The organism is Bacteroidetes Order II. bacterium (assembly GCA_016788705.1).
Classification (GTDB): Bacteria; Bacteroidota; Rhodothermia; order Rhodothermales; family UBA2364; genus UBA2364.
This window is the reverse complement of record JAEUSQ010000051.1, coordinates 1-25,510: the sequence shown is the minus strand read 5'-3', so window position 1 is coordinate 25,510 and position 25,510 is coordinate 1. Positions and strand designations below refer to the sequence as shown.

Below are 25,510 nucleotides of genomic sequence, written 5' to 3'. Positions count from 1 at the left end.
AAGAAAGGTAAATTCTGGGCTTTATTCTAAAAAATGGCCAACATATTCACGTTCGCTTTATATTCTATCCTGTTTCTGTTCGCCTTTGTTGTGCGTTGGCAAAATGACTCACGGCACTTTTTGATTTTTCCGGTATTCGTGAATCGCTTCGCTTATTTCAAGCCCTTTTAGTTTGGGCTTTGCGGATCCGCTTTTTTACACTGACATTGGGATTTACGCAACGCGTTGGGCAATCCACTTTATTCATAGTATTTTACCAAATAATAAAATAATTTAGCCATTATCGAACCTATTATTACACAGTCTAACACATATAGGGATTGAATAAAATAAGGCCACAATATCTTCCCTACGTAGCCACAATAACGACTTTATCAAGAAAGACCTTACAATGATGTTTGCCTTCACAACACCTTTTGAAACCGCAGGTTATAATCATTAAAAGTTCGGTTATGCTGGGCATTGATTACGGAAAATCCTTCCGAGAGCGCAAGAATCGTCATTCCAGGGTGTTTATTGGGAAACGTATCAAAGACAAAAGCACGATAACCCCGTGCTTGGGCAATTTCCATCATATGATATAACATGGCACGTGCCAAGCCATTCCTGCGATAAGCTGGCAGAACCCCTCCTTTTGCACTATAAAAAACCTTTTCATTTCCCATATATCCGATTTTAAATCCAATAGGTAATCCTTCAAAATACGCCAACAAAATCGTTAGGTCTTCGCGATCCATACGAGCAATGATATGCCGATCACCAAAAATGGCTTCGTTGAGTCGCTCAATGACCGAGAGCGACTCCATGTCAGATAAATGAATCGAAAAGGGTGGGGCAATCATTGGCGTAACCATGATTAAGGAAGTGATAAATGAGGATCACTCGTGGGTAGCTCGTTGTTGGAAACAGCCGACTCTACCAGTTGCCAAGGCTCTGCGAGGTGTTCAGGGATATCCTGAATAAAGCGTGAAGGCTTGGTAAAATATTCACCACCAAAACTCCTTTGATATCCGAGCACCGGATGTGAAACAAACAGATAATCCTTTGCACGGGTGAGGGCCACATACAACAAACGTCTTTCCTCGTCTATTGCCGATTGATTATTAAGTGCATAACCGGAAGGCAAAACGCCCTCCAGTGCTTGGGTAATAAAAACAGCCTGGTATTCCAGTCCCTTCGCTGAGTGAATAGTGGACAAAACCAACGGAGCTTCATCCTTTTGGGTGGCTTCCACCTCCACCGTGCTTCGTTCGATAGGATCAAGTGCCAGCGCACTGAGCAAGTCTCTTCGCGTTGCGAAATTGGCAGCAATCCCTATAAAATGCTCCAGATCCTGACGACGTTTTTCGGTATCATCAGGATGAACCCGTTCCAAAATTGAGCCATAATAATGAATGACATCAGACACCTGAGACGAAGCAAGGTGTTCCCCTTTTCGTAACTCCTGCAATAGCAAAGCGAGTGGCCTTAGTTGTTGGGCATATTTTTCAAATGATTGTAGGCTGTCAAAATCATAGGGCCTATCCGTGTTTAAAACCCATGCAATAAGTTCTTGTGCGGTTTTCGGCCCAATTCCTTTAAGCAACAACAACACCCTTTGCCATGCCACCACATCTAATGGATTCTCGGCGATTTTAAGATGGGCCAAAACATCCTTGATGTGGGCGGCATCGTTCAATTTTAACCCACCAAACTTCACAAAAGGGATGTTGCGTTGTGCCAGTTCCAGTTCGAGGTCGTAGGAGTCGCGTCCGTTGCGAAAGAGGACTGCCATCTCGTGTAAAGGAACGCCTTCTTCGCGCAATTGCAAGACCATTTGGCATACAAATCGGCTCTGGAAGCGGTCGTCTGGGGCTTGAACAATTGCCGGAAGTTCACCACCTTCTCTTCGAGAGAATAGTTCCTTTTCGTAGCGTTCATGGGCTTGGGACAAGATGTAATTGGCCAAGTGCAAAATGGGCGGGGTAGATCGGTAGTTTTCTTCTAGTTTATACAGGGTTGTTCCAGAAAAACGTGTGGGAAACCCCATGATATTTTGAAAATTGGCCCCTCGGAAGGCATAAATACTTTGGGCGTCATCGCCTACAGCCATTACATTCCTATGAACCGACGCAAAAGCCGCCACCAGATCGCCTTGGAGTTTGTTGGTGTCTTGAAATTCGTCCACCAAGACGTGCCGAATTCGGGCACACACTTCGTATCGAATGGTGGGATGTGCTTCGAAGAGTTGTAACGTGCGTACCAACAAATCGTCGTAGTCCATTAGCCCATGCTGCTGTTTATACTGGTCATAGGCTTTGTATAATGCCAAAATTTCGGCCTCGTGTCTGACGTGTTGTGGGAATTCTTGGGCGAGGAGTTGGGGGAGTTCTTTTTGACGGTTTACGCTTGCAGAAAAGAGATGGTATAGGGTGTCCTTTTTGGGGAAACGGGTTTTTGATCGATGGAGTCCTCGCTGGGTACGAAGCAAGTCCACGACATCGGCGGCATCAGCAGCATCTAAAACGCTAAACCGAGCTGGAAAACCTATTTGTGGAGCAAATCGTTGTAATATACTCAGACAAAAACCATGAAAAGTACCCCCTTTGATGCCTTCGCATCGTCCATCCAATAAAGTTGTGGCACGGTTTAGCATTTCTCGCGCCGCACGCCGGGTAAAGGTAAGTAATACAATTTCTTCGGGAGGAATGCCGCTTTCCACCAATCGGGCCAAGCGGTATATCAAGGTGCGCGTTTTTCCTGTCCCAGCTCCTGCAATCACTAAAGCGGGGCCATTTAGCGCCTCGACCACCGCCAATTGTTGTGGATTGAGGTGTTCGGCATATGGAATTTGATAATGCACCGATGGGATAGGTGCAGATTCCGGTTTTAGGACAAAAGAGCGTGTCATGCGTTTGGACGGAGTTTCCTATAATATACGCCAGCCAGTCGCCCATCAAAACGCCCTAAATTGCTTTAAACGTCAAGTTCCTCCGCTTCTTCGGCGTTTTCCATGATAAACCGATATCGCGCAGAGGCATCCTTGCCCATTAAGTCGGTAATCATCTGTTCGGTTCTGAGGCGTTCGGTATCCGGTATGGCGACCCGTAGTAAACGGCGCTTATCCGGATCGAGGGTGGTTTCTTTCAAGGTTTGCGGCATCATCTCGCCCAAGCCTTTGAAGCGTTGGATTTCGGCTATGGCGCGGGGTTTGGATTTTTTTTGTTCACGGATAATGCGTTCTCGGTCGGTATCATCCAAAGCCCAGAAGGTTTCTTTGCCTACATCCACCCGATAAAGAGGCGGCTGGGCAATATAAACATAGCCACCGTCAATCAACGGACGCATATGACGATAAAAAAAGGTGAGCAAGAGCGTTGCAATGTGGTGGCCATCGGAGTCGGCATCCATAAGCAAGATTATTTTATGGTATCGAAGATTGCCTAAGTCCATTTTATCGCCAATGCCACAGCCCAATGCCAAAAGGATGTTGCTTAACTCCTTGTTATCGGTTAGTTTTTTGGCATTTGCCTGCTCTGTATTCAACACTTTTCCGCGTAGTGGTAAGATCGCCTGGAACTTTCGGTCGCGCCCTTGCTTGGCCGAGCCACCCGCCGAGTCTCCTTCCACGATAAACAACTCACATTCGTCTGGCTTCTTGGAGGAACAATCCGCCAATTTACCCGGCAAGGCCAATCGAGAACTACCCACCGATTTGGCACGCACGGCTTGAACGGCTGTCCGGCTGGCCAATCGGGCCTTGGCGGCCTGAACCACCCGTGCCGCGATCGCATCCCCAAACGAGGGGTGGGCATTGAGCCATTGTTCCAAATCCAATCGAAACGCATTATTTACCAAAGATCGGGCTTCTGGATTATTGAGTTTGTCTTTGGTTTGTCCCTGAAATTGTGGCTCGGTCATATAGACATTCAGAATGGCAAAAAGCCCCTCCCGAATATCATCCGCCGAGATTTCCAACTTTTTATCGGTCAGGTTGTGCGTTTCCATATATGCCCGAACAGCTTTTACCACCCCATCTTTTAAGCCCGCCTCGTGTGTACCGCCATCGGAGGTTGGAATACCATTTACATACGATTTTATAGACTCACGCGGCGATTCCGTCCATTGTAGTACCAATTCTGCACGTAAACCCGCCACCAAGTCCGGTTGCGACAACGCAAATTGCTCGGAGTGGACGGGGCGTGCTTTGTCCTTCCCAACCATGTGGGTCAGGTATTCCCGAATGCCACCTTCGTGATGAAACTCGTAGCGTTTTCCGTTTACTTCATCCTTAAAAACAATCTTTAAAGTTTTGTTTAGATAGGTTTTGGTCTCTAAATTCTCGGCAATGAGGGCCGCATCAAACAGAGTGGTCTCGAAGATGTCTTCATCGGGCCGAAATTGGATGGTTGTCCCAGAACCACGCGAATTGGGATTGAGTACCTTGAGTTTGGTAATTGGAACGCCTTTCGTAAAGATTTGCTGATACGTTTTCCCTTCTCGTTTGATGGTGGCAACGAGTTCTTCCGAGAGGGCATTCACCACCGAAGAACCTACGCCATGCAAACCGCCGGAAGTGATATAACTGGAACCATCAAATTTCCCTCCGGCGTGGAGCGTGGTGAGGATAAGCTCTAAAGTCGGGACTTTTTTGACGGGGTGGATGTCCACTGGAATGCCGCGCCCATTGTCACTCACCGAGCAAGTTTTCCCATCTTTATGAAGGGTCACTTCAATGAGCGTGGCATAGCCGTTCGTAGCCTCGTCCACCGCATTGTCCACAATTTCCCAAAGCAAATGATGAAGCCCTGCCTTACCCGTTCCTCCGATGTACATCCCCGGACGTTTACGCACCGGTTCAAGTCCTTCAAGGACTTGTATATTCTCGCCTGTATAATTACCCATGTATTTGTTTTTCTAACTTTATTTTACTATTTCATATTTTATCGGTGTATAGATGGAATGACTATTGGAAGATTATTGTCGTCTTCGTTTTCGTCTAAGTGCAAGTCTCGGATCAAGTCAGCATGTGGTTGCAAGGTGGCTTCTGGAATCTCGTATCCTTCTATAAACAACCTTCTAAATTGCTGCTCAAGGTCTTCACTTGAAAGGCTTTGCGGATATGAAGGCGCTCCTTCCAAAAACTGCTTGGTCATCACCGAAACCATATCGCTCACCAAAATTTTACTATAGGCCGCTTTTTTCTGCTGTTCCATTTTCCGAAAGCCATACACCCAAATTGCCACTAAAGCTAATGCGGCCATCCCCATAATCTGTAGAGAACGATTATCCGTAAACAATATCCCCAAAACAGTTCCAAGCAAAACCAAAAAGGCCATTCCACCTTGCTCCAACCGGACGGAGGTATGGATAAAGCGATCCGAGACAGGATGAAAATCCACATTTGCTTGAATAGACAACAACGCCATGTCGTTTTCAGACGGTATTTTGTCTAAGACATGTGTCAATGAATCCGATAAACGAACTTTCTCCGAAGGAATCTCGAATACAGTAGCAATTGCCCACTTTGCCCGTTCCTCAAAAACTCTTTGGAGAGTAGCCTCCGATGGAATACGGCCCATTTTGGAACCAATCAAGTGTAACAAGTCCCCATAGGTTCGGGTACGCTGTTGCTCTTCTGGCGTCATCAGAATACCGAATTCATCTTCGAGGTCGTACCAAAAAAAACGGCTAACTTTTTTCATAAAGCCTTTTTGTACAATAATTCACCTTTATTCACTCGTACCATTTAACCGTATTTCTACGGGTTCATAAAGGGCCTTTACCAAGGTTCCGCGTTCAATGATGCTCTTGCCTTTATTCGCTCTTTTGGACACCTCGAACTTGGTGGGACGTACAATTTCTTGCCGCCCCCGATTGGTCTCCACGGTCAGTCCTTGTCGTTGCGCGCCAGAGAGCGCAAAGCCCATTAAGCGGTCTTTTGGCTCCAACCGCATCGCAATTACGCCGCGTGCTGCCCCCTTCACCACCGAAATCTGATTAAGTGGAAAGATCAGACCACGCCCTTGTTGCGAAGCTATACACACATTTTCATCACCACGCGCCACATATACCGCCAAGGCTTCATCGCCGGGCGGGACTTTCATGAACGTGCGTCCTGCTTTTGTAGAAGGTTCTACAAAGGCTTCACTCGTCAGTCGGACAGCCATGGCCGCAGCAGTGAGTCCTACCAAAAAAGGCCCTGTGATTTCCTCTTCTACTTCGCCAAACAGCTCGGTAGAGGATTTTTTCTCGTGAAGGGCCTCTGGCATGACCCGTGGATCAAAGGACACCACGCCAATCACCCGTTCTCTATCAGAAAAAGTGAAGTATTTTTGAATCGGATCGCCATATCCTGTGGTTTGATTCAGTTCGTCTATGCGGATGGTGTAGGCTTTGCCCAAACTCGTGAAAAAGCAAACCGAGTCGCGGGTGGAGCCGGGTAATGCCCAGCCCACTTGATCGCCCTCGCGGGTGCGGATGGATTCCAAATTCGCATATGAGCGTTGCCGTTTTACCCAACCGTCGCGGGTCACGATCACATACACATCTTCCTTTATGATATACGCTTCTTCGGTATAGGCCAATTTTGCGTCGGGGCCTGCTATTACCGATCGGCGCTCATCGGCAAATTTTTTTCGGATGGTGCGCAATTCGCCCCGCACCATTTTCCAGAGGGCTTGTTCATCACCCAAAATAGCCCGGATCTCGGCAGCACGGGCTTCTTTCTCGGCCAACTCCTGTAGGATGTCCTCAATTTCCAACTGGGCAAGCCGATATAGCTTGGTTTCCAACACGGCATCGGCCTGGATGTCATCAATGCCGAAGCGATTGATCAGTCCTTTGGCGGCATCTGCTTTATCGCGGGAGGAACGGATGATGCGTATGGCCTCGTCTAAGGCATCAAAAATAATGGCAAAGCCTTTCAGGATGTGGATACGCTTCTCCAACATTTCTAACTCGTGCCGGAGTCTTTTCACCACCACATCGTACCGAAAATCGAGGAAATACCGAAGGGCTTCTTTCAGGTTTACCTTTTTGGGGGTTGAAATTTCAGGGTTTTCTGTCGGAATCAAGCACGTCATATTGACATGGAAGCGCGTTTGGAGGGGGGTGTGTTTAAAGAGATACGCCATCGCGGCATCCGCATCGGCCCCTTTTTTGAGTTCCAGCACCACCCGAATTTCAGTCGTGGATTCATCCCAAACATCTACAACTTGAGGTAGTTTTCCGCCACGCACAATATCCGCAATTTTCTCCACAAGATCGGCCTTAGAGTGGCCAAACGGAACAGAGGTTAGGATAATCGCCTGCTTGTTCCCTTCCATTTTTTCGGTCGTGTATTCACCACGAAGTTCGATGGCCCCTTCGCCAGACTCATAGACCTTGATCAGTTCATCTCGCGTATTAAGAATCCGCCCAAAAGTCGGAAAATCCGGTCCCCAAAACACTTCCATAAGATCTTTAACCGTTAATTCCGGTTTTTTGGCCAATAAGATCGCAGCGTCTAAGGTTTCAGCAAGGTTGTGCGGCGGAATATTGGTGGCCATTCCAACCGCAATGCCGGTGGTTCCATTCACCAATAAATTGGGAACTTGCGCGGGCAACACAATCGGTTCAGACAGTGTTCCGTCGTAATTGGGGCGAAAAGGAACGGTTTGCTGCCGAATTTCTTCGATCAAGGCAACAGCCATCGGACGTAACTTGGCTTCGGTATAGCGCATCGCCGCCGGGCTATCGCCATCAATCGAACCAAAGTTCCCTTGTCCATCCACCAGCATATAGCGCATCGAGAAGTCTTGGGCCATCCGCACCATTGCATCATATACTGCCGTATCGCCATGTGGATGGAACTTACCAATAACCTCCCCCACCACCTGTGCGCTTTTCCGGTGGCGCCCTTCTGGCAACAACCGCAAATTGTTGTACATCGCATACAAAATCCGACGATGGACGGGCTTTAGGCCATCCCGAACATCGGGCAAGGCACGACTTGTAATGACAGAAAGGGCATAATTCAGGTACTTTTGTCGGGCAGTATCCTGCAATGAAATTACATCTACTATGGGCATTTTATATTCGTTCGGGTCTGTTCTACGATTTTTGGGCTTGCGCAGTATTCGCCATGCTTTGTTCAAAAGAATGTGTGTAATATATGTAAAAATTTTTCATTACGCAATGATGTGCAACGCGGACGCATAAAATAATGGGCCTATAATCCCGCAACAAACGAATCATGTGTTTACTACGGCTTTTCACGCGCCAATCACAACTTTACAAAGAGCTTCTTGCGATACATCCAGAGCAAGACCAACCAAAACCCTAACACATGTGCCAATGCAAACAACAATGAGCCATTGTAGTCACCTGCTAAAGGTCGGAAAATGGTCTCGAATAGGTATTCATAGCCACTAACACTTTTGCCGTACAAATCAAACTTCACTTTTAGAATGGTTACCACCCAAATACCGGAGATAAAAAACGCAAAAATGGCATTGGTTCCATACACCACGAAGGGAAAAGCCATTTTCTTCCACCCTTTTACCTCGGTAATCCAGAGCAAAAGCGCCAAAAACCAAATCCCCAGTCCCCCCGTCACAAGCACATACGAACTGGTCCAGATTTTTTTATTGATCGGAAAGCCCCAATGCCAGATCAACCCTACCCCCGCCAAGACCGCACCATATGCCCAAAAACGAGACAGTAAGACCCCCCACGATTCCCGTTTACCGATCATACGCCCCACTTCGTAGCCAATCAGCAACGTCACCAAAGCGGGAAATGTGCTTAAGAGGCCCTCCGGATCGAAAGGCAAACCCTCCCCTTTGTACATATGGTTCTCACCCAAGACCCACAGATCCACTTGCCGCTGAAAGTTGGTTTGTAGGCCAAAGACATCGTTTCCGGTTCCTCCCAAAGCCATAACCAGCCAGTAACCAATCAAGATCGCCCCCGAAAGCCCCCATATTTTTTTCTGATCCAGATACAACACAGCAAGCGACCCGAAGAAATAGCACAAGGCAATCCTCGGTAAAACGCCCAATATGCGAAAATGTGAATAATCCCAATTTTGCTTAATCAGTGGCCATGTGTGCATGATCACATACAATACATAAATACTGACGGTACGCCAGAAAATTTTTCGGATCAACTCCCAAGAAGGTTTTTGCCCATACCGACCAAACGAAAACCACATGGAAACCCCACCAATGAACAGAAAAAACGGAAATACCAAGTCCGTAGGAGTCAGGCCATGCCAAACAGCATGTTCTAAAGGTGGATAGACAAATTCCCAACTTCCGGGATTGTTGACCAAGATCATTCCGGCAATGGTAAGGCCACGCAAGGCATCCAATGCCACCAGACGTTCTTTAAATGCTACCGACATAGTTTTACGATTTATGATGTAACCTAAACAGAATCGTGTATTTCGCGGAAAGAGAAAAGTACAACATTTGACCCGTTATCGTGTGGTCCCCCATAAAAAAAGGGGCTTCATGTAAAGAGCCCCTCTCAAAAAGAAGTCATGCCCACCTACTTGCCGCCATTTTTGATGTATTCATCCCAGCTTTGCACAACGACATTCCCTTTCTTCATCGTCATTCGCATCACCCCACCCATTCGGTCAATCGTGCCTACAAATACTTCCCCACTGCCCCGTTTTACAATTTGTCCGGAAAGAATATCAAGCCCTTGAATTTTGATGCTCCCGTCTTCTACGGTTAGTTCCAACCGACCGTTGAGGTTTTTGGTGGGATCGGTAGTCCGAGCCGGGACCAAAAGGGCAGCACCTTTGTCTAAGATAAACTCGGCATTGTTATCGTTTGTACAAGAAGTTTGAAAATAGTTCAGATCACCTTCATCCACTTTGGCATATACACTGTGGGCAGCCGAACGGATGGTCACCCAACCACGCCAAGTTTTAACCGAAACAGGTGCGTCCACGTCGTAAATCCCGAACTTTCCTGCCATTTGATCAATATTAATACCATTGTAACGGGGCATTTTAATGGCAGCATTTACGTATTTACCAATAGGATTCACGGGATCCACCCGAAACAGACGGGTCAATGCAGAATCTTCGTCGCGAATAAGGAGGTCTGCAAGGCGGGCTTTTGCTTGGGCATCATCTTTACCCGTTGCCACTTTCTCGAAGGCAACCTCGGCGGCATCCAACTCCGCATACCCGCGAATGTCCACATTAGATTGGTCTGCGGCCAAGGTATTGGCCAAAACCAGCGCCTTGTCTCCCAAAGTCACAATCTTGGTTTCGGTACTTTTGGCCACTGCGGCATCCTCCACCGGGATTTCAGTGGGCGTGGTATCACATCCGGCCAAGGTCCATATCAAAATGAAACAAGCCGTTAGTGTGATTTTGCCGGAAAGAAAGAAGTTTTTCATGGCGTTATTAATTCAGGGTTACACTTTTTACAAATTTTCTAATCGCAAACAAGGAGCCAAGCCAGCCGAGTACCAGCCCGAAGCCCACTAAAGCCAGCACCATCACCAAAGGATGGCCTCCGGGCCAAGGTTGGTTTTGTAACTGAGGAACAAACCAGACCAAAAGGGCATTCATCCCGCCCATAAAAGCAGCGCCCACTATACCCCCCAGCAATCCTTGTACCAAACCTTCCACCAAAAAGGGCTTTCGGATAAAAGAATCCGTAGCACCTACCAATTTCATGGTTTTAATGAGCAGCCGACGCGCATAAATGGTTAGCCGTATTGTATTGGCTACCAAAAAAACGGCTGCCAGCAAGATTACCAAGCCCAACGAAACCCCAACCCACGTAAGGGTACTCAGGTTTTGCTGCACCGCCGTAAGCGCACGGCTATTATAGACCACATCATCCACATGCGGTTGACCGCGCAAGGTTTTAATCATTCGGCTCAGACTTTCCGGATTGGTTCGCTCTGGCTGTATCTGTACCTTGACCGAAGCCGGCAGAAAGTCTCCACCCTCGCTTAAAAAAGTTTCCGCCCCTTCTCCGAACTCACGTCGAAACACCCGAATGGCCTCTCTTTTTGAGACATAGGCTGCACTTTCTATGCCAGGTAAATTCACAATACGGTCTCGGACGGTTCTTCCGGTTGGCTCATCTACATGTTGAAGAAAGACATCTATTTGCCCAACCCGCTTGGTGAGCCATTCCGATAGCTGCCTTGCTTGGAATCCAATTAAAATCAACATGCCAATTAGGGCCAATGCAACGGTCATGGCACTGATAGAAGCAAAAAAAGCAAGTTTAGCGCGAGCAAAGCCCGAAAGCCCTTCCCGCACGACGTAGGCGAATGACATCGTTTATATTGGATTAAACTGATGATCAAAGGTTGAATGGCATTGTATAACACATGTTTCGCACAATGCCTGTACATCCTGGTGGTGGGCGTTATTCAATGGTCGCACCTACCGGATACGACCCCAAAACGTTAAGGTAGGCTGTCAACTCCGATAGATGGTCTAATGCTTTTTGCACCGCTTCATCGGATTCTTGGCCTTGGATATCCAAATAAAATACGTAAACCCAAGGACTTCCTACAAGCGGGCGGCTTTCAATTTTCAAAAGGTCTATGTCTCGGAGGGCAAAAACAGCAAGGCTTTTGAACAATGCCCCAGCCAAGTCTTCCTTGTGCGCAAATACCACTGAGGTCTTCATCGGTGCTGCCATATCCCAGTGCGGGATTGGTGCGGACTCTGGCTGAAGTACCAAGAAGCGGGTATAGTTCTGGTGGTCACTTTCGATGCGTGTTGCAAGGATTTCGAGTCCATAGTATTGGGCAGCCCGGACCGAAGCAATGGCCGCGCTACGGTGAGCATGTGGATATCCGTGTTCGGCCAATACTTTTGCAGCGCCTGCGGTATCATAGGCATCAATGCACTGCGCCTGAGGAAGCATGAACCGTAGGAAGTCCTGACACTGCCCCAATGCCTGCCAATGCGAATACACATACCGAATCTGGTCTGGTTTTACGCCTGGTAAGACCATTAAATTATGTACCACGCGCAGTTTAAGTTCGCCTACAATCCGGAAAGGGTGTTTTCGCAACAAGTCGTAATTGACATGCACACTACCGAACAATGAGTTCTCGATAGGCACTACCGCTTTATCCACTTCGCCGCTTTCTAATGCGTCATACACCTGCTCGAAAGAAGGCTTGGGGACAGCGATGAGGTTATCGCCCAATAGTTTTAGTGCGGCATATTCACTAAATGCTCCTGGCTCTCCCTGATAGGCTACCCGCATATGTCCGTTTCCTATATAAATACTATTACAAATAAAACTAACTTAATACTAGTTAATTTAACTACACTTATTCAATTAAAACACTTGTCTCTGTCTATATCAACCAAAGCCATATTGCAGACATGTCTCTGCATCTTGCCACAAGCCTACATTTTTTCGGGGGTAGAAAGGCCCAAAATACCGAGGCCATTCCGAACCACATACTGAGCAGCACAAGCAAGATTGTATCGGGCTTGAGCCACGTTTTCGGCCTCGCCAATGATCCGACAATCGTGGTAAAAAGCATGAAAGGCCTCTGCCACCTCCCGTAAATAATTGATCAAGCGCTGGGGTTGTAGGCTCTTAGCCGCTCCTATGATTTCGTCCGGAAATTGCAACAAAACCTTAATGAGCGTTACTTCTCGATCGTGTGTGAGTGCAGAAAGATCCCCTTCCACTTTAAGCGATAACCCTACTTCTGCGGCCTTTGTGACAATCTGATGGATCCTTGCATGGGCATATTGCAAATAAAACGCGGGGTTTTTTTCGGCTTCGGCCTTCGCCAAATCCAGATCAAAATTGATGTGGGTATTGGGTGAAACCGCCAAGAAGAAATAGCGCGTTACATCCTCGCCCACCTCATCCATCAGGTCGTCTAAGGTTACAAAATTCGCTTTTCGGGTGGACATTTTCACGGCCTCGCCCCCTTGCATCAGAGTCACAAACTGATAAATCACCACCTGTATTTTCTGTGCATCGTAGCCCAAGACCCTGAGTGCGTTCAGCACATCGGGGTAGGTGTCTATGTGATCGGCGCCAAACAGGTCTATACACACATCGTAGCCCCGATTCAGCTTTTCTACATGATACGCAATATCTGGCAAGCGATAGGTTGGCTCGCCAGAGGACTTCACGAGAACGGTCTCTTTGTCTTTTCCAAACGTACTTGTTTTGAACCAAACCGCCCCATCGGCATCGAACACCAAGCCCGTTTCACGCAAGGCAGCCAAAGTGGCCTCCACTTTTCCATCGGTATAAAGGGTATGTTCATTAAAGAACGTGTCCATCTTGACGCCCATACGGCGCATGGTCTGGTCTATGTCTTTAAAAATTAGGGCTACGGCTTTTTCCTTAAACGGTGCAAGTTCAGCTTCCGCAACCTCCTCGGCGTGCCAGTCCCGATTTTCAATCAGGAGATCCCCTTTTTCGGTTAGAAGTGCGGACGCAATATCTGTGATATAAGCACCTTGATAGCCACCCTCTGGAAAAACTTCGGGAACCCAAATTGCTGCTTCACCCTCTCCGATTTTTTTCATCGGACAATCCGGCCAGATTAGTTCCAAATATCGTGCCCGAACGGATTGTGCCAAGACGCGCATTTGGCGTCCGGCATCATTAAAATAATATTCTCGCGTTACGTCATACCCCACCCAATCGAGCACATTGGCCATCGTATCACCCAAGACTGCATTCCGACCATGCCCCACCGTAAGCGGCCCCGTAGGATTTGCACTTACATACTCTACCATTGCTTTTTTTCCGGCTCCTTGTGTGGAACGGCCATAAGCAGCCCCTTGCATCAATATCTCGACAACACCTTTCCAAAGATAGCGCTTTGAAAATCGAAAATTGATGAACCCCGGCCCGGCAACCTCTACAGCCGCAATGCGGTCCGGATCAAATTCAATCGCCGACAAAACCCGCTCCGCAAAAGTACGTGGGTTACTTCCTACCTTTTTGGCCAGTTGCATGGCAAAATTGGAGGCCAAATCGCCCTGATCAGCCCGAGCAGGGATCTGAAACTGCACCTCAAAATAGGATGGAACCCCTTCTATGGTGGCGAGTACCGCTTGAATTTGGTTGGCTAAATATGCTTTCATGTTCACTTAAAGATCAAATCCGCTTAAAAAGGGATGAAAGAATGGTCTGGGTTGTTGAATGTAGTAAATTAGCAATGGCCGTACACGTGGCTACCGATTATCTTGTGAAAACTGAAACCAAACCCAAAGAATCATGTGGGATGCCGCATACCAAGAGGAAGCATACATTTTTGGAACTGCGCCAAACGATTTTTTAGCCGCAGCGTATGACTACTTTCCAAAAGGCGACTTGCTCTCGCTTGGAGAGGGAGAGGGCCGGAATGCCGTTTTTCTGGCGACCCACGGCCACCGCGTAATGGCCATTGATGCCGCCGCCTCCGGATTCTTAAAAGGGCAGAGACTCGCCGAGGAAAATCAGGTTTCGGTGAATTGGCAACACGCCGACCTCAGGGACTACTTTCTGGGAAAGGAACGTTGGGATGGCATCCTCTCCATTTTTTGCCACTTACCTCCGGAACTTAGGAAAAAAGTTCACGCAGGCGTCGTCCAGGCCCTACGTCCCAATGGCGTCTTTTTATTGGAAGCTTATGCCCCAGAGCAACTTCGGTACGGAACAGGTGGCCCAAAATCCATCGAGATGTTGCCCACCCTTTCCGAGCTATTACACGACTTCTCTGGTCTGAACGTCCTACACGCCCAAACCCTTGAACGCGACGTAACTGAAGGGATTCGACATACCGGACTTGCCATGGTGAACCAACTCGTGCTGAGAAAAAACGCCTAACTCTTTTACAACCATTCGTATTCAAATCGGTAGTGGTGTACTTTTTCGATGATTTCGAGGAAGAAATCACCACGAATACCCGTCCAATCCCCTGTGCCGGAGTCGGGGACAACTGAAATGAACAGGCTTTGCGCGCCTCGCTCCATAATGCCCCGATGGTGAAAAACCAAGGTGCCCTTTTTTCCGTGAAGCGTGCCTTCTACCTTCTCGATAGCCGTATAAACCGCAGAGCCTTTAACAGCGGAAATCGCGGTTAGCATTTTCCCAATTCCTGTCGCTTCCAAATCTCCATAAAACGTTTTTTCGAGGCGCAATAAGCCCAAGGTCCTGCCGTCTTCTTCTTTCTCTTGCTCAATGGGGGTCATGTTGACCTCAAAGGTTCCAATGGCGGTTTGTTTCATCATACAGAGGGTTAGATGGATTTATATTTTCGTTTAAGACCGCCCCCCCTTTACCTGATTGGCAAGTGGGGTATAGACAAGGTTGCAGAACGGTATCACTACAACGTTTCTCAGCACATTTCGTATCATCCACCACACCAAACACCAAAAGTCGAGAGCATTTATTGGGCCAGCGTCGTAACTGGAATAAGCACTTCCGCAGTGGGTACGAGACGTCGGTTTGCGGGCTGCAAGTACGAGGACACGGGGGCTTTGATAAAGGTTAGCCCATCTACGATGGCGGTTTCGGCGGGTAAAAAGGGTTCTGTTGCAGCCATTACCTGAAGATACTCTGCCCCAAACGGTGCGCGTGCAATCAGGTCTTTAGGCACTTCATAGGGTACATTCACTTGGTTCATTCGGACGTAGTGGTTGTCCAACAACAGGAGTTTTTGTCCGTCCGCCAAGTGATACACCAAGCGCAGAAAGGCGGGTCGGTTCACATTCGCCACAACGCGAATGGCTTCACCCGCCCGCAACGCAATTGCTTGTTTGCCCTTTGTCGTCCATGCGTCTAAGAAAATCCCCTGATGGGTGTTCTTATCATCAGGTTCGATCAGATTCGTTTGTGGGCTTTCTACCGAAAATCCAGCTTGCAAAATTACGGAAAGCGGCATAAGTACTTCGGCAGCGGCCACCCATTTCCGATCGGGTTGTTGCAAATAGGCCATTAACCGCACTTCTTTACCTTCAATGACCAAGTTTCCGGACAAGAAAAAGCGTGCAGAGACTTCCAGCGTGTCGTTCATCTCCTCCGATTCTATGGGGCGCCATTGCACCAAAGAAACCGCTTTGTGTCGTAAAACATCAGCAAAATGGGCGGCGAAGGAAGAAATTTGTTGCGTTTTTCCGGTTCGGAGCGGCAAAAACTGCACACGTAATACAGAGGGCTGGTTCAATCTATTGGTTTGTTCTTTGAGAAGGCTCAGTAGTTGCGCTGCAGCGGCATCAATCCCTGCTACCCGGAGACCTTTGGGGGCTAATTCGGGCCATAATCGGCGAAACTGATCGCTTGGCAGAGGGTCTAATCGGGTTTGTTTGCCAGCAGGTGCCGCTAAGGCCGTAATGAGTGCCGCTTCCTGATACCGTCGCAACAAGGTTTGCCCAACAAAATACGCAGAGAGTGCCTGCTCCGTTTTACCACTTCGCAAAAAAGTACGCGAACGGTTATACTGGGTGCGGAGTTCCGCTTTGAGCGACTCGGTTTTAAGTCGGTAGCGGCTGTGCAGGTCTGTTTTCGAGAGGCAGCCCAGTACATACCATGTATTTTGGGTGGCATCGAACCACGTTTTTTCTGACATGCCGGGTAACTCAATTTCGGTGGTACGTTCTGTAACCGATTGAAAAGAGGTATAAAAACCAGCATCGCGTTCCACTACTTGCTCAATTTCGCGATTGGTCACCTGTGTCCGAACAGACTGGGCCAAATGGGCTTGGGCTTGTGTCCGGGCTTGTTGTAACGCACGGTCGTGGGGCATCCGGATAGACACTTGCCCCACGCCAAACCCCCGGTATTGCTCGGTGGGATGACAGGCCCCTTCGCCATAAGCCTGAACCCAGTCTGGCTTTTCTTGCGCAAACCCTATCCATGGCAAACCGAGTAAGCAACTTATAATGAATATTTTGTACATGACGTTCTGTTTCTAAAGCAGGGAAGACGGCTACACATTCTTTAGCCTGTTCCAAAAATGCATCATTAACTTCTGGCCGAAACCGCCAAAAGTATTTTTCTCTTGTGATGATTGATTAAAATATACCACATCCGGGTACTAAAAACGAATGGATTGGGTTTCAGGATAGACCTGACATTCGGGTTATAAACCAATGGGATTCAAAAGAGTTCATCAAAGACGTGTTATCCCCTATGAATTCTGCTTATTTTGCAGAACTATCCGGCATGAAATATCCTATGGGCATCTTCTAACCGTTGTTATTTGTATCCTTTCTTTAACCATAGCCTCCACCGACCACAGCCGCTTATGCGCTTTCGGAAATTGATTTATTATGTATTCCTATTGTGGGGGATTGGCCTTTCGGGACAATCCCTAGGCCAGACGTTTCCTGCACCCCAGTTAATTTTCCCGTCACCAAACGCACAAAACCAGTCCACTTTGCCCGTCTTGGATTGGTCGGATGTACCTGATGCGGTGCGTTATGAGGTTCAGATTAGCACCCGTGAAGACTTTTTCGCGGAAGTGATTCCCTTCACCACCCAAGACACCATCTCGTGGCTTGGCCCGATTCACTTGGCCCCTAAAGACCTCTTCCTAAAAATCAACACCCCTTACTATTGGCGGGTGCGGAGCATAGCTACCAACAACGTCCCCAGTATTTGGTCTGAAGTTCGCACGTTTACGACCACCTTTGCCCAATTGATTGCCCTTCAACAAATGAAACCACTGAACAATGCCGCCCATATTCGTCCCACAGATGATGCATTGGTGTGGAACAAGGCCGTTGGAGCAACCCATTATCTCATCCAATATGGCGAAACCAATGTTGCCACGCTCAGATGGGTTTTTGATGCAGGGGATCGCGATCAAATACGCCTCGGAGATTTGCCCAATATTAAAGGCAACCGAACCTATAAGTGGCGCATCATGGCTTTTAGTGATCAATTTGCCGGCCCGTGGTCGGAAGTATGGACCTTCACAACAGGTCCTGATAAACCAGATACACCGCTGATGCTTTCTCCGGAGAACGATGAACAGGATGTCATCCTTACACCCACTTTCCGCTGGTTTGTCTCGACGGGTGCAGAACAATACCATCTTCAGGTTTCGAAGTACCCTTCCTTCCCCGATACCAGTATAGCCATCCGCATTAACACAACAGGCACTGTTTATACCCATCTTTCCGGTTTAGAAAAAAACACCCTCTACCATTGGCGGATTTGGGCGAGTAACCAGAGCGGAGACAGCCATACCTCCCAGACCCGCACATTTACCACCGGAAGCGTATTGCCACCACCTACACAACAAGCCCAATTACTGCTCCCCGCCGCAAACGCGACAGATCAACCAGCAAACGTGGTCTTTTCGTGGATGCCTGTACCCTATGCCGAGGGCTATGTTCTTGAGATTGAAGGACCTTCTTTAGGACAAGGCATTAAAGATACGTTCACAGAGGTTTCTGGCTCGCCACGCGGACAGACGCTGCCTTTAGACCAAACCTTTACTTGGCGCATTAAGGCATTTAACCGGGCTGGCTTCACCTATTCAGAAAGTCGAACGTTTAGCACAGGCTCGGCACCCACGCTTCCAGAACTTCTTACCCCTGAACCCAACGCACTCACGGGCCTTAACGTGGTATTGGCATGGCAAACCCAGGGAAGTGGGGTCAGTTTTGAATTCCAGTTGGGTGTAGATACTGATTTTGCCAACCCGCTTCTGCCCATTACACCCTTAACCAATACCTCCTTCCCCCTTTCGTCATTGCCATATAGCACCACTTTTTTCTGGCGGGTTCGGGCCCTCAATGCCTTTGGCCAAAGCCCTTGGGTGATCCGGAGTTTTACCACCATACCCGAACGTCCCCCAAAACCGGAATTGCTGGCGCCCGTATCTGGGCATACGCAGGAATCCTCGACCCCAACCCTTCGCTGGAAAGCCGCGCTCCGCGCCACACAATACAAGGTCGTCTTTGCCCTTTCCCCCGACTTTTCGGATGCGGTTCAGTTGCCAGCAACTACACTGCTTATGCTGACCCTTACGGGACTTGAGGCAGGACGAACCTATTTTTGGCGGGTAAAAGCTGAAAATACTGGGGGTGAAAGCGAATGGTCGGATACGTGGATCTTCTCTACCAGACTTGCTGGACCTACTCTACTCACCCCTACACCCTTAGAAGTGATTCGCGGATCAGAAGCCGACCTAAGTTGGAATGTCATACCCAATGCGACTACCTATATGTATCAGGTCTCCGAGGACGTCGCTTTTTCCACCTTTTCAGCAGAGGGAACAACGTCACTCCCTAAAATCAAGATTACAGACCTGAAACCACATACCGTTTATTATGGACGCATTAAGGCAAAAAATGAACAAACAGACAGCCCTTGGAGCCCCATTGTGCGGTTTTTTGCTTATCCAAAAAACATCACCCTTTCGGTAAGCAAAGATTTTCCTGAAATACGGCGGGCAAAAGGATATCGCTTGATAGGCTTACCCGGAGTAGGGGCCGTTTCTGCTCAAAGTGGATTTGGGGTGCTAAAACCGACCCGTGATTGGAAGTTATTTCGGGATCTAGGAAGTAATTTTGCCTATCAACCCCTAAAACCAACCGATCTTTTAGAGACAGGAAAAGGATATTGGGCCATTGGGCGGGAAAATTGGCAACTCGCGGAAGGCCAGACGGCAAGTGTATTGTTATCCCCAGACCGCACTTATCTTTTATCCCTTACGCCAGGATGGAACCTGATTACCAACCCATTCGACATTCCAGTTGCATGGGGAAGCGTCAAAATGGCCAATAATATTACCAAAGAACTGTTGCGGTTTGAAAATGGCAGCTTTTTACCTGAGGATACGCTACACCCATACGAAGGGTATTATTTCCTGAATGACCGTAACCTGAATTCGCTCCGTATCCCCTATCCCCCTGCCACAGAAACCGTCGTTGCACCCTCATCAAATCAAACCGTCTTTACTTTCTCGTCCGAAACCGGAGCGCGTGCAATCGTGCGTTTAGAAACCCATGAAAGTGCAACATCTGGCACCGATGCATGGGACCAACCCCTCCCCGAAAGCCCATTTACCGAACTTGAGGTGGCTGTTGTCCATCCTCATCAACCCAAACTATGGGCGGAAGCACGGCCAGCATCCGACATCGGGCCATATCCGATAGAACTTCGCACGGAAACCGGAACAATCATTACCCTTCAGATGCAATCACGTAATCCAATGGCCATCTTGCGAGATCCAGAAACCGATGAACGCTGGCACCTGAACACCGAAAGTCCAATACGGTTCAGAATGCCCGACAAGATACGCCGCTTCGAGCTTTGGCATGGAGAAAGGGCCGTCTTGTCCAATTCAATTCCCACCGGGCAGCCCAATCAGTACAGGATTTTCCCCAATTTCCCCAACCCGTTTGGGCCAGAGACCCGAATCCGGTTCACGCTCCCCATCTCCTCCCAAACCCAATTGGCCATCACCAATGTATTGGGCCAGACCATACAGATTTTGGCCGACGGCACTTTTCCTGCTGGCTGGCACGAGGTCGTATGGGATGGCCGAGACCGTGTAGGAAAAAAGGTTTCCGGTGGATTGTATTTTGCGACCATTAAAGCTGGGGCATTTCGCCAAACCATCCAACTGACCAAATTCTGAGCCGAAATGTTATCGCCCGAAAAACGTGCCATCCTCTCCGAAGCCATGCACCACTTCATCGCTTCACTACGGCCATACCTCGTCGAAAAATTATCCTCCATCCCCAACTCCACTTGGCTCCGCCAGTACCGCTCCGCCCTTCCGGAGCCACAACGCTCACTTTTTGACGCAGAAGTCGAAAAGTCGGAAACCCCAGAAGAATTGATAGACTTCGGGCACTTAAAAAGCATTAGCCAACAACACCGTCCTCTATTACGAGAAGATGCGGGTCCTAAAGCGGCCAATTTTCCGGTTTGGTTCGAGGAGATTAATGACGTCCGCACTCTTTGGGCACATCACCGCCCCATTACGCCCGACGACGCGGATCATGCCTTCCGGTGTATGATCCGAATTGCGCACCTACTACACCTCTCTTGCTACGATACCTTAATACAACTAAGACGCGATTTGGCGGTTTCTGCACCAATTCCGGTGGAAACGTCCAACCGCCCCAATGTTGAAACCATTTTGGATACACTCCTAACAGCCTTAGAACAACATGCGGAAAAAATATCGCCCCAAGTCATTGTTGTTCCAGATCATTTTGTCATTGAACTCCATCCAGAAGCCTTTCGCGCACTGACACCCCTCTTTACGCGTATCCGTAACGAAGCCTGTATTCGGTTAGACGAAGCCGTTACGCGATTAACCAAACCTACTCGAATTACCGCTCGGATTCTGGAGTTCATTTGGCGGTCCGAAACCCCTATTGTAGAGAAAAGCACCACTTGGCAAATTGAGTTTGAGGACGCCGAAGATGCGGTCTCGCAAGATTATCTATCCATCGAAGCACGTTTTAGCACCCTCAAGCCTACCCAGCGCGGTACCACGACCCACCTTACCCGTCGTTTTACGGTACGGTTACCGGATGGCGTAACTTCCGCCAAGGTTTTCAGCCGTCCCGATGCGCTTCCAACAACGATTCGAAAAAAATCATCCGACTTGCCGCTCGCCCGTCTCTTCCATAATGGGACCGCCTATGACATGCGAAAGACGGAAATCACAATCGGGCGACTTGACGAAGAAGCGCCTGCGGCATCTAATGTGGACATTCGTTTAAAAACGGGATCTTCGGTCTCACGATCCCATTGTCAAATCCGTTATCAGGATGGATATTTTTACATCCGAAACATGGGGAAGTATGGTACAACCCTCCAAGGCCGCCCATTGCCCAATGCCAGCCCCGACGATGAAAATTGGGATTTGCTCCCCCGAAATGCACGAATAGCGCTTGGCGGTGAAGCGGTTGTGGTCTTTGAAGCCCTCTTATAAGCCCACTTATTCGATAAACACCCCGCTTTCAGGCTTGTTTTTATTTGCCAAAACCCGTAATATGGATTCTCCATTCATCACAATCCTAAAACCCATGAAAAAAACAATCCTCCCTTTTGTGCTTTTGTTGCTCCCTATGGTGACACTGGCCCAACCCATTACTTCTACCTATACGCTCACCTCTGGCAAAACCTGTAAAGCAATACCACAAGAAGATGAACAAAGCGCGGTCTGGGTGTGTCCAGGTGCAGGTGGCATTAAAGTCGAATTTGCAGAAGGTGATATTCGGCAAAACGCTACCCTGATTTTCCCCAATAAACAGCAAGCGGATCTCAGCCTTTGGAGCATCAGAAGTGGCTTTTCTTCCATCGGTGACAAGATGGAATGGCGCATGAAAAAAGTAAATGGCAAAAGCACCCCGATAGCCTTTATTATCCGCTACAAGGTGAGCGACGACCCAGAAGATTCTTCTAAAATAACGTCTTATCTAATGGTCGGTAAAATTGCCGGAAGTAATTCCTGTGTTACCGACATCGTAAAACCACAGGCCAACCAAAACGTTAAGGCCAGAACATTTGCCGATAATGCCGCCAACCAGCCGTGCCTGACCGAACAAGAGCAATAAGCAATATTATGAAAGGCGGACTTTGGTTCGCCTTTTTTCTTGCGACACGACCATAGATGAAACTCTTTGACCTACTCATTGACTTCCACAAAGGGGCTTATCGCCAAGGCCCTGGAAGCCCAGAAGAAACCCGAAAGGCGATTTATCTCCTGGGCATAGACAACCAAACAGACCTGTCTATTGCCGATATTGGTTGTGGTACAGGCGCACAAACCATGATCTTGGCCACACAGTTGCAAGGCCAGATTACAGCGGTAGATCTTTCTCCGATATTCTTAGACGAACTCAACCAAAGAGCACACAAAAACGGGGTGGCACACAAAATTCAAACCCTCGTTTGTGCCATGGATGATTTGCCGTTTCAAGAAGAGCAATTTGACCTCATTTGGTCGGAAGGCGCTGCATACAACATGGGATTCCAACAGGCCATTCGCTATTGGAAGCATTTCCTAAAAAAAGGTGGATTTATGGCCCTCTCCGAAATCTCGTGGCTCACCCATAACCGACCTGAAGCATTAACCCAATATTGGACCAATGCTTATCCGCAAATAGATACCGTGTCTAACAAAATCAGGGTTTTAGAAGAAAATGGATACACGCCCATAGGCCATTTTATTTTACCGGAACACTGTTGGATAGAACACTATTATCAACCTATGATCTCACGGTTCAATATGTTTTTAGAGCAATACGACCATGCACCATTTGTAGTGGATTTTATCCAATCAGAAAAAGAAGAAATAATCCAATACGAACGGTATAAAGAATATTTTGGATATGGGTTTTATTTGGTGAAAAAATGAATTTATTCCACTTATTTTATTTTCTTTAACCTCAAACAAAACAAATATGAAAAACAGAAATTTATTCAACTTCCTTATTGTCATTTGTATTATTACACCGGGTATATATTATTTTATTTCAGGCGATCAGCTTGGAAACACCACCCTGAGAAACCTCTTGGTCGTAGTACAGATTGTCGCAGGCTTATTGCTCTTGTTTTTATATGGGAGAAAACCCGATAAAACCTAATGCTCCTGAATTGAACCATTTGCACTCGCTTCCATAACGGTTTTGTAGCGAAGAACTTTTCATCCTTTGCGCTTGTTGTTGTGCAGATATCGCCTTCTACCCCTTCCAGCGCATACCAAGGCTCCCATCTTTCAGATAGAAACTCCTCCGGTTACACCATTGACACATCCGGTTGCTCTATTGGGGCTTGGCAAAGCGATCCTTAAGCGGGTAATTTGCCGACATGATACGGTTTCCTGTCACAAAGCCATTACCATCATGAATACTCCTCGTTTATCCAGTTTTCTATTTGTGGTTTGTCTTACGGGTCTAAGCATCTTGGGCTGTAAAGGTCAGTCGGCAAATTCCATGATCAATAATCTTCCGGATGGCCCATCCTCCGGAGAACCACCCACCGATATTTCATGGACAGACAAAAGCCCAGGATGGAAGCTAAGTGGTCCCAAATTGCTGATTACGGGTATCGTTTATCAATCCGATGGGCGAACACCCGCACCTCATGTAGTGATTTATTATTATCATACCAATACCGAAGGCCGATACACTCACCTGTCCGAAGAGCCGCGAAGTATGCCCCCCAATGCACAAGGACAGACCCACGGCCATATTCGGGGCTGGGTAAAGACAGGTGCAAATGGTATCTACGAAATTTACACCGTGCGTCCGGGCAAATATCCCCACTTTGAAGACCCTGCCCATATCCACCTCACCGTACAAGAACCGAACCGTAATGAGTATTATATAGACGATGTGGTCTTTGATGACGATCCGTTACTTACCACCTCGAAGCGGCTAAAAATGGAAAACAGGGGCGGAACAGGTGTGGTACGGCTCGTTAAAAAAGGGGATCTATTCATCGGTGAACGCAATATTATACTCGGTTTGCATATACCTGGATATATGGCCCCATCGGAGCAGGGCATCACCTCTGGCCGAAATATTGGCGAAGACGTTTTTTCTTTTACACCTACTCATGCTTGGGGTCCCGACAAAGGCAGTAAAGCTTGCCCGGTGTGTAAATATGGCCAGTTTCACGGCATTCTGTACTTTGTTGGCAACCATCCTAATTGGCCTGAAATCAGAAAATGGCTCACGTTTTTTGAGGCCGAAAGCATCCGACGAGGAAAATATCTGAAGGTCTATTTTATATATGGCAAAGCAGATCCCCAAGAACCAACCAAACCAAACGCCACTTTGGCAGCATTGGGCGCAGAATTAAATATCCGACATGTCGCCCTAACCTATGTCCCTTCGTTTCAGGATGAAGAATCGGACGTTGTTCACAATAAAATCAATCCGGAAGTTGAAAGTACGTTCATCTTGTTCAAACGACGGAATATCTTTGACAAATACATAAACCTAAAACCTACCGAAGCGCATTTTGAACAAATTTCTAATCGCTTAGATGCATCAAAAAACGCTTATTTTGAATTAGAATGATTTAATTATTACCCTATTTTCATAAATTAATTTTATAATTATTTTACAAATTTAGGGTAATAAAACACCAATATTATGATACTTGGCCACGTAGCCAGATTTGTTTATGGTCTTAGCCTTAGATGATCAATCATGCTTTTCATGGTGTCGAATAATGCTTGGTAAAAAGATTCATCTTTTGCGTAAAGCTTATACAATTCCAATTATTTTTTCTTTGTTGCGCCATGACCTCATCTAAGATTCTCTTAAATGCCAAGTTTCGGTTTTGTGCATCTTGGTTGTCGGCGACTTTGGTTTGGAAGTCGGGGTGGGCTTGAATGTGTTTGCTTATAGAGATGAATTTCACCCGCTGGTCTTCGGGTGTGGCATCCCAACCGTGAAACCATCTGAGGTGGTCTAATTTAGGCGGACACAAATCTAACTTAATATTGTGTCATGAAGAAACAAGAACAAGCAGTAAGTCCTGCAAGTGCGAACCGGTTGCGGCGCAAGTATGACAGGGCGTTCAAACAAGAAGCAGTGCGGATG

At 47.7% G+C, this 25,510-nt stretch carries 19 protein-coding genes; 7 read left to right on the top strand and 12 right to left on the bottom strand.

Annotation, left to right across the window (positions count from 1 at the left end; genetic code table 11):
* Positions 1–404: 404 nt before the first annotated feature.
* The 10 genes from JNN12_13345 to JNN12_13300 form a co-directional block, all read right to left on the bottom strand.
* Entirely contained in the window at positions 405–806 is a 402-nt protein-coding gene (locus JNN12_13345; protein MBL7979319.1) for a GNAT family N-acetyltransferase, read from the bottom strand.
* A 50-nt stretch (positions 807–856) separates the two neighbouring features.
* Positions 857–2,890, bottom strand: a complete 2,034-nt coding sequence (locus JNN12_13340) for an ATP-dependent helicase (protein MBL7979318.1) — start codon at positions 2,888–2,890, stop codon at positions 857–859.
* Positions 2,891–2,955: 65 nt separating this feature from the next.
* On the bottom strand, positions 2,956–4,884 hold the full coding sequence (locus JNN12_13335; protein MBL7979317.1) for a type IIA DNA topoisomerase subunit B: 1,929 nt from the start codon (positions 4,882–4,884) through the stop codon (positions 2,956–2,958).
* A gap of 38 nt (positions 4,885–4,922) precedes the next feature.
* Entirely contained in the window at positions 4,923–5,684 is a 762-nt protein-coding gene (locus JNN12_13330) for a hypothetical protein (protein MBL7979316.1), read from the bottom strand.
* 27 nt (positions 5,685–5,711) lie between these two features.
* On the bottom strand, positions 5,712–8,051 hold the full coding sequence (locus JNN12_13325) for a DNA topoisomerase IV subunit A (GenBank protein ID MBL7979315.1): 2,340 nt from the start codon (positions 8,049–8,051) through the stop codon (positions 5,712–5,714).
* 194 nt (positions 8,052–8,245) lie between these two features.
* The gene (locus JNN12_13320; protein MBL7979314.1) at positions 8,246–9,367 is read right to left on the bottom strand and encodes a DUF5009 domain-containing protein; all 1,122 of its coding nucleotides are present in this window, start codon (positions 9,365–9,367) and stop codon (positions 8,246–8,248) included.
* 146 nt (positions 9,368–9,513) lie between these two features.
* A complete protein-coding gene (locus JNN12_13315) occupies positions 9,514–10,380 on the bottom strand; it encodes a hypothetical protein (GenBank protein MBL7979313.1) in 867 nt (288 codons plus the stop codon).
* 7 nt (positions 10,381–10,387) lie between these two features.
* Entirely contained in the window at positions 10,388–11,278 is an 891-nt protein-coding gene (locus JNN12_13310; protein ID MBL7979312.1) for an ABC transporter permease, read from the bottom strand.
* A 91-nt stretch (positions 11,279–11,369) separates the two neighbouring features.
* Entirely contained in the window at positions 11,370–12,224 is an 855-nt protein-coding gene (gene pheA, locus JNN12_13305) for a prephenate dehydratase (GenBank protein ID MBL7979311.1), read from the bottom strand.
* A gap of 146 nt (positions 12,225–12,370) precedes the next feature.
* Positions 12,371–14,083 (bottom strand): arginine--tRNA ligase, encoded by a 1,713-nt coding sequence (locus JNN12_13300; GenBank protein MBL7979310.1) that lies wholly within the window; start codon positions 14,081–14,083, stop codon positions 12,371–12,373.
* A 133-nt stretch (positions 14,084–14,216) separates the two neighbouring features.
* On the opposite strand from JNN12_13300, the gene JNN12_13295 reads away from it, so the two are divergent.
* Positions 14,217–14,807 (top strand): class I SAM-dependent methyltransferase, encoded by a 591-nt coding sequence (locus tag JNN12_13295; protein MBL7979309.1) that lies wholly within the window; start codon positions 14,217–14,219, stop codon positions 14,805–14,807.
* Positions 14,808–14,812: 5 nt separating this feature from the next.
* On the opposite strand, the gene JNN12_13290 is transcribed toward JNN12_13295, so the two are convergent.
* Positions 14,813–15,211, bottom strand: coding sequence for a DUF3224 domain-containing protein (locus JNN12_13290; protein MBL7979308.1), 399 nt, complete (start codon positions 15,209–15,211; stop codon positions 14,813–14,815).
* Between the two features lie 158 nt (positions 15,212–15,369).
* Positions 15,370–16,878 carry a DUF4384 domain-containing protein gene (locus JNN12_13285; protein MBL7979307.1) on the bottom strand — a complete coding sequence of 503 codons (1,509 nt, stop codon included), beginning with the start codon at positions 16,876–16,878 and terminating at the stop codon, positions 15,370–15,372.
* Between the two features lie 303 nt (positions 16,879–17,181).
* On the opposite strand from JNN12_13285, the gene JNN12_13280 reads away from it, so the two are divergent.
* The 6 genes from JNN12_13280 to JNN12_13255 all read left to right on the top strand — a co-directional run bounded on the left by JNN12_13280 (position 17,182) and on the right by JNN12_13255 (position 24,982).
* Positions 17,182–20,574, top strand: a complete 3,393-nt coding sequence (locus JNN12_13280; protein MBL7979306.1) for a hypothetical protein — start codon at positions 17,182–17,184, stop codon at positions 20,572–20,574.
* A 6-nt stretch (positions 20,575–20,580) separates the two neighbouring features.
* Positions 20,581–21,885 carry an FHA domain-containing protein gene (locus tag JNN12_13275; protein ID MBL7979305.1) on the top strand — a complete coding sequence of 435 codons (1,305 nt, stop codon included), beginning with the start codon at positions 20,581–20,583 and terminating at the stop codon, positions 21,883–21,885.
* 94 nt (positions 21,886–21,979) lie between these two features.
* Positions 21,980–22,510, top strand: a complete 531-nt coding sequence (locus JNN12_13270; protein MBL7979304.1) for a hypothetical protein — start codon at positions 21,980–21,982, stop codon at positions 22,508–22,510.
* 56 nt (positions 22,511–22,566) lie between these two features.
* On the top strand, positions 22,567–23,313 hold the full coding sequence (locus JNN12_13265) for a methyltransferase domain-containing protein (protein MBL7979303.1): 747 nt from the start codon (positions 22,567–22,569) through the stop codon (positions 23,311–23,313).
* Positions 23,314–23,359: 46 nt separating this feature from the next.
* Complete coding sequence (locus tag JNN12_13260; protein ID MBL7979302.1) at positions 23,360–23,542, top strand: hypothetical protein; 183 nt, start codon at positions 23,360–23,362, stop codon at positions 23,540–23,542.
* A gap of 258 nt (positions 23,543–23,800) precedes the next feature.
* On the top strand, positions 23,801–24,982 hold the full coding sequence (locus JNN12_13255; protein ID MBL7979301.1) for a hypothetical protein: 1,182 nt from the start codon (positions 23,801–23,803) through the stop codon (positions 24,980–24,982).
* The last annotated feature ends 528 nt before the right edge of the window (positions 24,983–25,510 follow it).

What these genes read in the sequence shown, in the direction of transcription:
- JNN12_13340 (MBL7979318.1), bottom strand. Translation starts at nt 2,890, where the DNA reads ATGACACGCTCTTTTGTCCTAAAACCGGAATCTGCACCTATCCCATCG.
- JNN12_13285 (MBL7979307.1), bottom strand. Translation starts at nt 16,878, where the DNA reads ATGTACAAAATATTCATTATAAGTTGCTTACTCGGTTTGCCATGGATA.
- JNN12_13335 (MBL7979317.1), bottom strand. Translation starts at nt 4,884, where the DNA reads ATGGGTAATTATACAGGCGAGAATATACAAGTCCTTGAAGGACTTGAA.
- JNN12_13315 (MBL7979313.1), bottom strand. Translation starts at nt 10,380, where the DNA reads ATGAAAAACTTCTTTCTTTCCGGCAAAATCACACTAACGGCTTGTTTC.
- JNN12_13275 (MBL7979305.1), top strand. Translation starts at nt 20,581, where the DNA reads ATGTTATCGCCCGAAAAACGTGCCATCCTCTCCGAAGCCATGCACCAC.
- JNN12_13345 (MBL7979319.1), bottom strand. Translation starts at nt 806, where the DNA reads ATGGAGTCGCTCTCGGTCATTGAGCGACTCAACGAAGCCATTTTTGGT.
- JNN12_13290 (MBL7979308.1), bottom strand. Translation starts at nt 15,211, where the DNA reads ATGATGAAACAAACCGCCATTGGAACCTTTGAGGTCAACATGACCCCC.
- pheA (MBL7979311.1), bottom strand. Translation starts at nt 12,224, where the DNA reads ATGCGGGTAGCCTATCAGGGAGAGCCAGGAGCATTTAGTGAATATGCC.
- JNN12_13260 (MBL7979302.1), top strand. Translation starts at nt 23,360, where the DNA reads ATGAAAAACAGAAATTTATTCAACTTCCTTATTGTCATTTGTATTATT.
- JNN12_13320 (MBL7979314.1), bottom strand. Translation starts at nt 9,367, where the DNA reads ATGTCGGTAGCATTTAAAGAACGTCTGGTGGCATTGGATGCCTTGCGT.
- JNN12_13255 (MBL7979301.1), top strand. Translation starts at nt 23,801, where the DNA reads ATGAATACTCCTCGTTTATCCAGTTTTCTATTTGTGGTTTGTCTTACG.
- JNN12_13300 (MBL7979310.1), bottom strand. Translation starts at nt 14,083, where the DNA reads ATGAAAGCATATTTAGCCAACCAAATTCAAGCGGTACTCGCCACCATA.
- JNN12_13330 (MBL7979316.1), bottom strand. Translation starts at nt 5,684, where the DNA reads ATGAAAAAAGTTAGCCGTTTTTTTTGGTACGACCTCGAAGATGAATTC.
- JNN12_13295 (MBL7979309.1), top strand. Translation starts at nt 14,217, where the DNA reads ATGTGGGATGCCGCATACCAAGAGGAAGCATACATTTTTGGAACTGCG.
- JNN12_13325 (MBL7979315.1), bottom strand. Translation starts at nt 8,051, where the DNA reads ATGCCCATAGTAGATGTAATTTCATTGCAGGATACTGCCCGACAAAAG.
- JNN12_13270 (MBL7979304.1), top strand. Translation starts at nt 21,980, where the DNA reads ATGAAAAAAACAATCCTCCCTTTTGTGCTTTTGTTGCTCCCTATGGTG.
- JNN12_13265 (MBL7979303.1), top strand. Translation starts at nt 22,567, where the DNA reads ATGAAACTCTTTGACCTACTCATTGACTTCCACAAAGGGGCTTATCGC.
- JNN12_13310 (MBL7979312.1), bottom strand. Translation starts at nt 11,278, where the DNA reads ATGTCATTCGCCTACGTCGTGCGGGAAGGGCTTTCGGGCTTTGCTCGC.